The sequence below is a fragment of the Pseudomonas sp. RL_105y_Pfl2_101 genome (assembly GCF_963970585.1).
Taxonomy (GTDB): domain Bacteria; phylum Pseudomonadota; class Gammaproteobacteria; order Pseudomonadales; family Pseudomonadaceae; genus Aquipseudomonas.
In genome coordinates this window covers 1-12,273 of sequence record NZ_CAXAPG010000061.1, presented here as the reverse complement: position 1 = coordinate 12,273, position 12,273 = coordinate 1, and the positions used below count along the sequence as shown (strand labels likewise).

At 57.6% G+C, this 12,273-nt stretch carries 2 protein-coding genes and 1 pseudogene; all 3 read left to right on the top strand.

Annotated features, from left to right (window positions below; all coding sequences use genetic code 11):
- Positions 1-479: 479 nt before the first annotated feature.
- The gene (locus AACY31_RS27750; protein ID WP_339505494.1) at positions 480-5,405 is read left to right on the top strand and encodes a Tc toxin subunit A; all 4,926 of its coding nucleotides are present in this window, start codon (positions 480-482) and stop codon (positions 5,403-5,405) included.
- A gap of 102 nt (positions 5,406-5,507) precedes the next feature.
- On the top strand, positions 5,508-10,058 hold the full coding sequence (locus tag AACY31_RS27745; protein WP_339505493.1) for a Tc toxin subunit A-related protein: 4,551 nt from the start codon (positions 5,508-5,510) through the stop codon (positions 10,056-10,058).
- Positions 10,059-10,139: 81 nt separating this feature from the next.
- Positions 10,140-12,273, top strand: a pseudogene (locus AACY31_RS27740) (hypothetical protein); the annotation flags it as partial.

The window sequence follows — 12,273 nt, the reverse complement described above, 5'->3', positions numbered from 1 at the left end:
GAAGGTGGCGTGATGCTCAAACTTTCCTGCTGGTCCATCGCCGGGCTCCGAGCGCGTGTGCAGGTGCTCAATTTGGCGCGAATCGGCGTGCCCATCTACTGTCAGGATTGACAGTTGCCTAGTTGTTAATGGAATAAGAAAACGGCGACGGAGGTTTATTTCGTTTTGCATAGGGCGAAGCGTAGGTAGGCACCAGGCTGGTGTAAATAACACCGTCCAAAACCGGCGAGTCGTTGACTCGGTGCTCTGTGCTCTGTGCAGGAGCAATTCCAAGCCGGCCCCAGTCAGGAACTGGCAGGCCTGGCGATGAACAGATCCACTTCAACCGCTTATCTAAAGTCCGCTGCGACCTGTAAGTCCTGACAGTAGCCATTGCCCAAAGTCTGGAGTTTGATTACCCCACATACCGAAATGGTACGTGTCCCCGAAATTAATCAGGAGCGACGCCCGCAGGGCGCTCCAAAACTTTGGAGAAGCTGATGCCATCCGACCGTCTTTTGCCTTCGAATCCTGACCCCTCAGCGTCCCGGGCGCCGCTGACGACAACCATGGCTGCGCTATTGAATCCGTCAGGAAGCGAAACCATCAATGCCATTGTCGCGCAGGCAGGTTCTATTCTTGAACTTGCGCGCGGGCGCCCTGAGCGATGGATTGCTCAGGGGCTGCGCAGCGGGCCGGCGCAAGAGTTGCACGAGCGCGCGATGAGCGCGGCAATATGGATTGTGCGCCAATACCGCGAGCGCGAACTTCGTGGAGCCGATAGCCTGACTTACGATGTGCATCGGGGTTTTGCTTCGCTCACGGATGGGGCGCGCTATGACATGGAGTTCGACGAGGACTGGTCAAACATGGCCCGCCCGAACGCCATCGAAGCACGAACCTCGCCAGTCGCTTATCTGGTCAGTCTGTACAAAAAAGCGCTCTCGCTGGAGCAAGCGGGAGGCGAGGATAATCGGTACCGTCTAGAGGTTCGGCGGCCGGATATCGCCGCCCAGCGGCTTGATTCGGCGGCGATGACACGGGAATGTTCGGTGCTGTCGCTGTCGACGAAGATCTTGGAAGCATCGCTGCTCAACGCGGGGCGATCATCGGAGTCCGATGCCGTTGAGGCGGATAGGCTACTTGCGAGTGCACGTTATCCGCTTAGCATGCCGTACGAGCATTGGGTCGAGCAGCTTGAAGTGATCTTGTCGCTTTTTGACCAGTCGGTTTCAGCTTTTGGTGAACTGGCGCGTGCCACCGATCCGGATTTTCATTACTTTGCCTTGCCCGGCATGCAGACCGACCGCGGCGACGATACGTTTCTCCTGAGTCTGCCGATCGGCCCGGCGCGTCGGGAACTTCTCCTGGAGGCGCCATTCAACGGCGCCAATCCAACAAACGAAGCGCAAATAGCGGACTTTTACTGGACGACCTATCGGGTTTATTCCAAGTCATCTTTGGAAGACAGTGCGGAATTTTGCACGCGTACCGGGGCGACGCGCGAAGCACTGCCAGGATTGTTCGCGGTGGGGGAACAGGCGCCGATGTTGTCCGCGCATGTGTTGCCATCGACCGTTACCCTGCAGGAGCCCGGTCCACAGGATTTTGGAGCGGTCTATATCAATAGTGCGAGGTCCCCTGCCATTGAGCTGCGGGCAACGGATGAAACGCAGCGCTTCAATCTGCAAGAGGACATGGAAACTGTCCCAGTCAATCCACCGGTTCAGCTTGAGAACCTGACGAATGAGCACGCGGATCGGATCCACCGGCTTATGCGGCTCAGCCGATGGCTTGGCACCTCTTTTCGAGAGATGGATCAACTGATCGTCGCGGCCCATTGCGCCGAGAAGAAAACCGGAATGCCACAAATCACCCGCAATACCCTGAAGGTGCTCGGGATTTTTTGTGAGATGCGCACGCGTTATGGCGTGACTGCCGAGGATTTTGCCGCTTGGCTCGACAAGGTATCGATTTTTGGCGCCGGAGAAATGCTTCCCCAGTACGACCGTATCTTTGTCAATCACGGGCTTTTGGGGAGGCCCTTGATTCTCGACAATTCGCCGTTCAGCGCGCGGGTAGAAGACAACATGGATGAACGCGGGCGGGAAACCGTCCAGGCGATTTGTGCCAGCCTTGGCTTGGATACGTCCGAGTACACTTACATGGCTCGGGTTGTCGCCAGTGCCTACGACCCGCCGCAACTCACCCGTAATCTGGAAATCTTGTCTTCTTTTTATCGCATTGCCAGCATCGCTCGGTACCTGCAAGTTCCTCCGACGGTCTTGATCGGGCTCGTGCAGACGCTCGGCCAGACCGGGCCGATTCTGAAGCAGATTGCTGGCGTACCATCGATCGATGCACTGCCTTCGCTGGGCGCGACGGACTTTACCGCCGCGTTGATGGCTGTTGTCGAATGCGTGCGTTGGTGCCGGGACAAAGGCATCGATCTGGCCTGGCTTGTGCGAGCGTTGCGCTCAAATACGACCGTCCCCGTGGCCAGTGATAGCGAGCGGCAATTGGTCGTCAGCTTGCATACGAGTTTGGAAGGCCTGCGTATTACCAATGAGGTCCTGGGGCAAGCAGGTGTTCCTCCGACGCTGGATAACATGGACACCAAGGTTGGCATCGACTGGGTTTCAGCCCTTACGGACGTTGTCGATGCACAGGGCATTGTGCTTGACGGTGTCTCGGGCTCGGATACGGACTATGCGCTCAGCATTCGCAACATTGTGGCCGATGTGGTGGAAAGGCTCGCCTCAAAAGAGGATTTGATCCGGGAGGACCGGGGTGAGTCGGACACCCTGAAAGATATGGTGGTGGAGTCCGTGACGGCGGTCATCCTGCGGATGCGGGCTTCGCAGCGCGCTCTGGTCGAAGAGCATCTCGCCACATACCTGGCGATATCGTCCGATCTCGTGCTGCCTCTTATGGATTGGGCCGACCAGAGCGTTTACGACATTTTGCGCTGGGTGTGGGAGACGGATGGCGTGGTAACCCCCGCAGCGTCCTTGCTCGCGATGGCTTTGCAGCGGTTGAGTCGCTCCGATCCGGTTGCACGACGTTTGCGCGCCGCCGTCTTGCCCAGGGCCCCGGCCTTCATGGGCGAGGAAGACGACCTGGAAAACTGGAGCAATGTTGACGTTATGCTCCAGAAACTGGGGAACTTGCGTCGTTTGGCTGATATCGCCCGTCAGTTCGAATTGGATGGCGAGTTCCTGAGTCGTCATGCGGCAAACAAGCGGCAGGTGGAAGGTTGGACTGACGCGCCCGATTTATTTGGATTTCGGCCAGGCTTGGATGACAGCGGGGCGATCACGCTCGCCACGCTATACCACCTTCAAACCTACCGTGATGTCGCATCTCGTATGCAGGCGTCCCCTTCGGCACTGATGGATTACTTGTCCTTGGTCAACGATCCACAGGCGTTTGACCCTGATCTTTTCATCGAGAGCGAAGATTACGCGCGGCTGATGCAGGATGCGGCCGCCGTCAAGGTCGCGGAGATGCTGGGCCTCAGCGCGCGTGAGGTGCTTGAAGCGGTACGTTTCATTGCGCCGTCGGGAGTGCTTACACAGCTAAGTCAATTCAATGGTTTGATCCGCATGCTGGAGATGGCCCGCACGAGCGAGCTAAGCATTCTGGCCCTGCATGAACTTGGCGGACTGCCGGTGTCCGCCAATACCGAAGATTATCGCAACGCCGTGCAATATGCGCTCGGTAGCCTCTACGCCGGTCGGCTTCAATCGGGCGGTTCCGGCAACGCCCCCGAGGTTGGCCAGGCGACAACGAGCGAGACGTCGGTCGACCGGACGCGCCTGGTGGCCAACGCGCTGGAGTTAGCGCCGGTAAAAGCACAGGCAAGGTATCGCCTGCTGGTGCGGGACTTGAGCGGAAAACCGCTGGTCAACGTTCGTGTGCGTTGGGCCCTGACAGGCCCAGGCGTCTTGGACTCGGATATGTCCCACACCGATTTCGATGGGGGGGTGAATGTCACATTGACGTCGGCTTCGGAGATGGGCATTGCAACGGTTTTTGCGATCATCGGACTTGATCAGCGTATTGCCATGCCTACGGTGACAATCGACTGCGACGAGGAAACGCTAGGCTTGCGCCAGCCCAGGCCCGAAGTGGACGGCGCGCCAAAACTCGCCGGTCGCCGTGAGTCCTTCGAATTGTCCGCCACGGTGTACGACGGTTTTGGCAACCGGGGACGTAATCGGCGTGTACGTTGGAACGTTGTCGAAGGCGCCGGTCAGTTCAAGAAGGATACGACGATTGCCGATGCAAGCGGTGTCGCCCGCGCCCAGCTGTTCAGCAACGAGGAGGGGATAACGACGGTCCAGGCCACCCTCGGTGCGGGGCTGACCCTCCAAGGTTTTGCCACGTTTCGCTTCATCGATGCGCCCTATATTGATAAGAACTTCTACAGGTTGCGCTTCAAGGGGCCGAATGTGCTCGGCCAGGACGTAACAATCGCCTGCCGCGTTCTCTCGCTGAGCGGAGCGGGCAAGTCGGAAGCACAAATCGATTGGCACGTGCAGTTCGCTGATGGGTCAGAGTACACACCGGAGGAAGTGGCTGTTTCAGATTCTGATGGATACGCAGTTTTCGAGCTGCCCGCGTCGCAGCTCAAGGAAGGCGCCATGACCGTTCGCGCGAGCCTCTTGCCTCCAAGCAGACAGGACGACCGAGAGGACTCGTTTGAACAGGCCATGGTCATTCTCCCCGTGCCCAGGCTTGCCGCGGCGTCCCCAGCCAATGTGCTGGTGATTGCCCAGGCGGGTGAGGTGATGCATATGCGGGTGCGGGTGGAAGCCGAGGTCGAGCCGGGCACCCCTGCGAGGTTTGAGGGGGTTGGCGAGTATCCCGTGCAATGGATGATGGACGATGTCGATGGACCGAAAGAGACGCGGACCGATTCCGAAGGCATGGCGGTTTTTGCCGTGCCGATCGATCGAGCTGGCGAATATGCGCTTACGGCAACACTCGATGCATTTGAGGGGCCGGTGGTCAGCTTCACGATAAAAGTCCTTGCCGAGCCGAATTGGCAATTCACCTTGGCGCGGGTAGATCAGAAGGCGACCGAAGCCGAGTCGGATTCGCTGACCTTCGTCGTCGGCCAGCGCTACACCCTGACCCTGGTGGATACGTCCGACGCCAGTGATAGGGCAGATCGCAAGATCGCCCTGACCTGGAGTGGGGTCAATCCGGTCGGCCAAGGGTTGGTGGCGACCCCGAGCTTTTTGCAGATGCGCCAGCTTCCTGAGGGGGGCAGCTTGACTTGGCAAATCGACTGCCGACAACTGCCCGATCCCAGGGCGGTCTTTTCGATCGGGGCGGCGCTGCAAGGCACCCGTTATAGCCGGATCCTGCGCACGAAAATCCAATGGGATGGCCAGTCATCCCGCCGACCGGGATCCTGAACGGGCCCTTACCCATTCACACGCACATCGATGCCCCCTGCGGTGATCCCAGGATTGGAGCAGCGAATCAGCCATCAGGTATGAAATCCCAGAGGCGCGGTCATGAAGGATCTCACGACGAAACTTGAAGCCTTGAACAAGCAGCGCCAGGAGGCACTTCTTGAATGTTACTTAGGCGCCGTGGCGGCCCGAGACGGCGATACCCATGTGCTGGCCGCAGCCGATGACCTCAATGCCTATCACCTGTTCGACCACCATGTCGACACGGCGCCGAAAACATCCGCCGTGGGCGAGATGATCGCCAGCTTGCAGCGCTATATCCACGGCATTTATTCCGGCGACGAGCCGGGTTTCGGACAACAGTTCGATGAGCGGGAAGTGGAAACCTGGCGTCAGTGGGAAAGCCGTTATGCGATTTGGGCGGGCGTCGAGAAATTGAAAAGTTATCCGGAAAACTATATCGATCCGCAATTGCGCATTGTCAAAACGCGCTTTTATGAAGAGTTGGAAGGGGGCCTTGCGCAAGGACGTCTCAATACCGAGCGTGCACAATCGTCCGTGCTCAATTATCTCGAGCAATTCGAAGAAATCGCCGATATCCAGGTGCTCAGCGGGTACATTGATGGGCCTTTTGTGCTGTCCGATTCAACTGTTTATCAAGCGGACTATTATTTCCTCGGGCGCAAGCCCGTCGATAACAAATATTACTGGCGCAAGGCTGGCATCGTTCGCGGTGAGGGGCAGACACGGATTCCGCCCAGCGCCTGGAGTGAGTGGGAACCCAGCGAGGCCGCGATAGGCGATGCCGTGAGTGTGCGCCTGACTTTTTTTGGCAGCCGGCTTTTCGTCTTCTGGGTGAGCAGATCATCCTTGAATGATATTGGCGAGGCTGAAGGGCTCAATTGGGACCAGTTTGATATTCGCTTTTCTTATCGCAACCTGAGCGGCGGCTGGAGCCCGCCGTTTGTCGTTGACACGGTCATGCTCAAGCGCGAAAGCCCGCAGCCCGATCAGCGCCATCGGCGCGCACGTGCGACAGAAGGAAACAATAAGCTTCTGGCAATCACCAGTGAAAGCGGGATTACCAAAGAAGCGGCGCAGATGGTGCTTGGCGTGGAGCTGTCAACCGCCGATGGGGAGCGCACCAGATGCTATTACGCATGGGATGAATTGCTGAACCGCATCGACCTCGCGCAAGCCGAACAGGCGCACATTGATGAGTTGTTCCAGCAATATTGGCCGGAGGGGCCGGCTCAGGGTCAGGGGACGTCTTATCTCCAACGACGCCTGCCGCAGCTGGGTGGCGAAAGAAACTACAACAGGTGGGGAGTAGAATCCATTCAAGTCAAGAACCCCGGGGGCGAGCCGGGATATACGAATTACCTCTACCTACGGGCAATAAACGTCGCTGGATCTTCTCTTTTGATAACAGTCGGGAGTTTTCATAGGCTTTCTGAGAAGCGGATATCAAATTTTCGCACGCGCGTTTATAAATATATTATCTCGCAGCCGCATTCTTTTATTGATATTTCTATGACTGGGTCTTTCTGTAATCTTCGCCGTGACCAATACTACAACATAGTCTTTGACTTTTCCTCGGGTAACTTCACGGCGCCTGCACGGGTCGAATTTTTAGATGAGCAGGGTGTGGCAGGGGAGACCGCGACGGTTGGGGGGGGGAGTGCTACAGCCTCCTTGGCTATACCGGCTTTTAATAGCGATGGTACTTATAGGCGTATCTTTCGGCACATGGCAAACCTGCCAGACGCCCAATATGCCAACCATGGAACCTGGTTGAGAGTCACCAGCGATAACAACTCGGATTTTATAATCAATGGCCAGTTTTCAAACCGTGGAACCGGATCAGTAGGTCCTCTCTCCCTGCCCATCTGGGTAGGCGAGGGCAAAGCGCCCGCGGGGGATCTTCAGTCGTTTACATTCAATGGGGCCGCGTTGCACTTAAACTGGCTTGCGTTGAATAGCAATCCGCAAATCGTTGCCGTCGGGTTGGGGGAATATAAAGACGGTACTTGGAGCGGGGGCTATCAAGAGTACGAGATTACACTCAATGCCCCGCCGCTCGACGGGTCAAAAATCGTCTTAGGGCCCGAGAGTGCTCAGGGTCAGGCCAGTCAGTTTCTCGATTTTGGTGCTGAGTTCGGAGAGGTAAACGCCGTCCAATCCATCCGCTTGAACACCTCGTTCGGTCGCGAGCTGGTGGAGCGGGCGGGGCTTTCCATTGGCAATCTGCTTTCCTGGGACAGCCAGCACACCGAAGAGCCGCCGCGTCCGGGCTCGGATAAACCGGAGTTTTTAGACTTCCATGGCGCGAACGGGCGTTATTTCTGGGAAATATTCTTCCATCTCCCGCATTTGGTAGCGGTGCGGCTGCGCCGCGAAATGAGTTTCGAGGATGCGCTGGGATGGTTGTATTATCTCTTCGATCCGTCCGCCAAGATCAATCCGGGACGTACAGAAACCACCCCCTACTGGCGCTCGCGGCCATTGCTGATGGAGGGCGATCCAAGTTTCGAAGTGGCATCGCCCGCCGATCCGGATGCCATCGCCTACAGCAACCCGATTCATTACCGTAAACGGATTTTTCGCGATTATGTCGAGACCCTGATCGAATGGGGGGACTGGCTCTATCGGCAGCTGACACGCGACAGTTTGACCGAAGCCAAAATGCTCTATCTGAAGGCCGCGCGCATGATGGGGCCGGCGCCTGATGTGCGCGGGGCATCCAACTGGACACCAAAGTCCCTCGGTGAACTGGAAGGCGCGCGCAACCTTGAGTGTTTCGACGCGCTCATTCAATCGCTGTCGGTCGATACACTGATCAATCTGCCGCCGACATCCGGCCATGGTCTGTTGGCGCCCCTGGTGGATCACCCGGATTTTCGCGCGGAAATCAATCGCGACCTGCTGGATGTCTGGGACGTCCTGAAGGCACGATTGCACAACCTGCGGCATTACCTGACCCTCGACGGCAAGCCCATCGACTTGCCGCTTTACGACACACCCATCAATCCCAAGGACCTGATGCGGGCCCAGGCCGGTGGCGGTGGCTTCAACCTGCGGGACATCCTGACGCCACCGATCGTTCCGCCTTATCGCTTCATGGCCATCTTGCCTCGCGCGCAGCAAGCGGTGCAGACCCTGTGCAGGTTTGGTGACCAGCTTCGGCAATATACTGAGCAGGCGGATCGCTGCGACCAGGAAACGTTGCAACAGGAACATCTCATCGAGATGAGCGATTTCAGTCGCGAACTGCAAACCGAATTGTTGCGCCATGCCGAAGTCACGCTTGAGGCTCTCAAGGCTTCCCAACTGATGGTAGGTGAGCGAAAAAGCTATTTTCATGGATTGGTCGAGAAGGGTTTGAATAAGGAGGAAATCGAGGCGGCCGAGAATCTAAAGCGTGCAAGAAAAGGCGCCGTGGCTACGGGGTCCACCACCAGCTTCGGACACGCATTGGATTTTGCCGTCAACATTCTTGGGATGGCGGCCGGCGGCATCAAGTGGAGTGCCCCGGCACACGCTACTGCCGCAGCGACGAGCGCTTACAGTCAAAGTGAATCGTTCTGGGCCAACCTCCATGAGCGCTACGGTTCACAACGGCGCCTGCGCGAAGAGTGGGAATTCCAGCATAAGGCGGCGATTGCCGAACTCGAGGCACTGGGAAAACAAGTGCAAGCCCAGCAGATCCAGATCCAGGCATCGACGGTCTCGGTCAATCAGCAAGCTCGGGCCATCGAACAGGCCAAGGAGATGTATACCTTCCTCACCCAGACCCGCACCTCCCGGGCATCGCTCTACCGCTGGATGCAGAGCAAAATGGCCACGTTGTATTTCCAGACCTACGATGCGGTGACCGCCCTGTGTTTGTCGGCGCAGGCCTGCTGGCAGTACGAAATTGGCGATTATGAAAGCCACTTCATCCTGCCCGGTGCATGGGTCGACAGCCATCATGGTTTTACTGCTGGCGAATCGCTGACGCTGGGTCTGCTGCGCATGGAGTCAGCTTTTTTACATCGCTATGAACGGCGCTTGACGATAAGGAAGTTGGTATCGTTGCGCGACTATTTCGGGGATGCCTGGCCAGATACATTCGAGACGCTCAAGGTTACCGGGAAATTGGATTTCACCCTTGATAGCCGGTGCTACGACAGCGATTATCCCGGCCATTATTTGCGCCAGATTCGTCGCGTGTCGATCACCCTGCCGGCGCTGTTCGGTCCCTACGAGACGGCGTGCATGACGCTCACGCAACTCTCCAGCAAGCTGCTGATCAAACCCGACCCTGGTGGTGCCCAGCATCTCTATGATCCGGCGCATGCTGACGCCGATACCACTTATGTGCGCTATAACCTGCGCGCCCAGCCGCAAATCGCCGTTTCCGACGGACTGGACGATGACGGCATCGGCTCACGTTTCGCTTTCGACGAAGACCGTTATGCGTCCTTCGAACGAACCGGCGCGATCGCTTCGTGGCAAATCGCCTTTCCACACCCCGACTCCGACAAGCAAACAGAGATTCTGGAGTCGTTGACCGACATCATCGTCGAAGTGGAATACACCGCCCACGATGGCGGCAAAGACTTTGCCGAGACCATCACAGAGCTTTTAAAAGAGACGGTGTTTCGCCAGTAGGACGAGGCGTCCATAAACCTCGTTCAAGCTTGGCCTGTAGTCACCGAACTGACGTAACACAACCTGTCAGGGAGCGTGGACATGAGCGTGCAGAAAAAAATCGAGCGCAACTTGCTGGGAGAAGCAGGCGATTTACTCACGAGTACTTGGCCTTCGCAATGGACGAGGCGCGCACCCGGGAACGACGACGGTGCCGATCTCGTCTATGTAATGAGCCCCGACATCCAACGCCGTTTTGTCTATCTCTATGGCGCGGCGGAGGCCTCGATCGAATTCGATCTGCCAGTCGACCTTAACCTGACGGCAGAGGACGGGTATCAAGTCAGGTTTCTTTATCAACCGACACAATGGTCGAGCGAAAATCCTAAAGTGCGGGCGTACTTCAACGCCAGGGCGCATTACTGGGAATACGAGTTGCACACGAGCAACATGAGAGAAGGCGTGGAGCAGCCACGAGACTGGTTGACCTGCGACGAAACGATCGTTCTGAACAACGAGAACAACCAGCCAAAAGCTGTCCTGGCCTTTCAATCCGGACTGTTCGATCCATCCAGCCCTGATGTCGATATCACGAGCGGGCCAGAAAACGACCAGCCTGTCGCCCAAGAGCCTGGTTGGCCGGGTGGTCGTGGTGAGTTGCATTTTTCCGGCAAGGCCCAAGGATCGGATGTCGCTCCCGAAGTGGCCTTCGGTGTGTCGTTATTCCTGCACCTTAAACCGTTGCAACTGACCACCGATCAACCCATGCCCGAATTGGATGGCTTCAGCGCACGCTATTGGGTGGAAAAAGACGGCCGTGCCTATATGCCGATCTGCCGGGGGGGAGGGACGCATCACCTTGACTTGCCGGTGGCTGAAGACTGCGGCTGGGCCGGCGGCGGGGTTTATAAAGGCACCAGCGCCTACGCGTCCTTCACCAATCAGGACGAGGCCGGGCAGGCCTGGCTGCAAGTGACGCCGACCGAACCTGACGACGATGATGATGCCCAGCCTATCGCCACGGGCTGGGAAATTCGTAACGATGGTGATGCTGGCGATGCCAGCGTTGATGGCAAAACTGCCACCCTGCGCTTTGAAAGTGTCTATCACGCCCCGCCCCATGAAACGTTGGCCTGCATCGTCGGGCCCTACAAGCTTGATATCGTCAGGCACATCCTGCGGGACTTCTGGCCAAGCGTGGCGGAAGACGAGACCATCGATCTTCATGTCAAGGTTCGTTACACCGTTTCCGATGAGATTGAGCCTGGTATCGACGTGCAATGGCGTCATGATGACGAGCTACTGACCACCATTCCCACTCGGCCTGATGGTTGGTCTGCCTATGTCTACCAACCCACTGGCGATGCCCAGTTGGTCGCGACCATTGACAGCCCTTACAAGTCCGAGGCCGATAGGCATGCGCAAGTCTTCGACATCAAGACCATCCCTACCCGTAAATGGGCACAGTTCGAACTGAGTGTCGACGGAGAGGAGATTTCGCCCGACGATCCTTGGCTGATACTGCCCGGCCAGTCTTACGAACTGAAGCTCAAACCCAGCTCCGACAGTGTGTTGACGGGTGAGGACCTGACGCTCACCGTCGATCAGTCAAGGCTGCAAGTTGAGCCGACGCAGGCTCGAACGCTGGTCGAGGATGGCCTCACTTGGACAGTTACGACGTCAAGCGACGGTATTGGTGACTTTACCCTGAGCCTCGACTGCATTCGCTTCAAACAATCGCCGACCTGGACGGGAACTACCAACCGTTTGCCTGCCTTGACAATCGCCGAGGCGGATGGCACTCAGCTCGATCCGCTTGCGGCGGTGGCCAATCTGACGGCGGTAGTGCCGCACTACGATGACATGCGGAGCACCGACCAGATCAGCGTCACCTGGACCGGTGCGACGGGTAGCCCGGAGGAGGGATCACACAGTACGGTACCGGTTGAGGTGGGAACCGTCGGGCAGAAGACGATCGAACTGCCGGTGGGGTTGATCGCCTACGCCCTGGGCAAGCCGGTGACGGTTACCTATACGGTGACGCGTGGTAGCACGTCGCTGCCGGCACCGGATTCGCTCACGTTGAATGTGAGCGCCTTGCTGGAGAATGCGCTGATGCCGAGTAAACCGCGCATCCTCGAGGCCAATCAGAGCGGCGAATTGGATGTCGGCAGTTTGTCGGGCGATGCCACCATTCGCATTGATAGCTGGCCGCATATCGCACATGGGCAGCGTA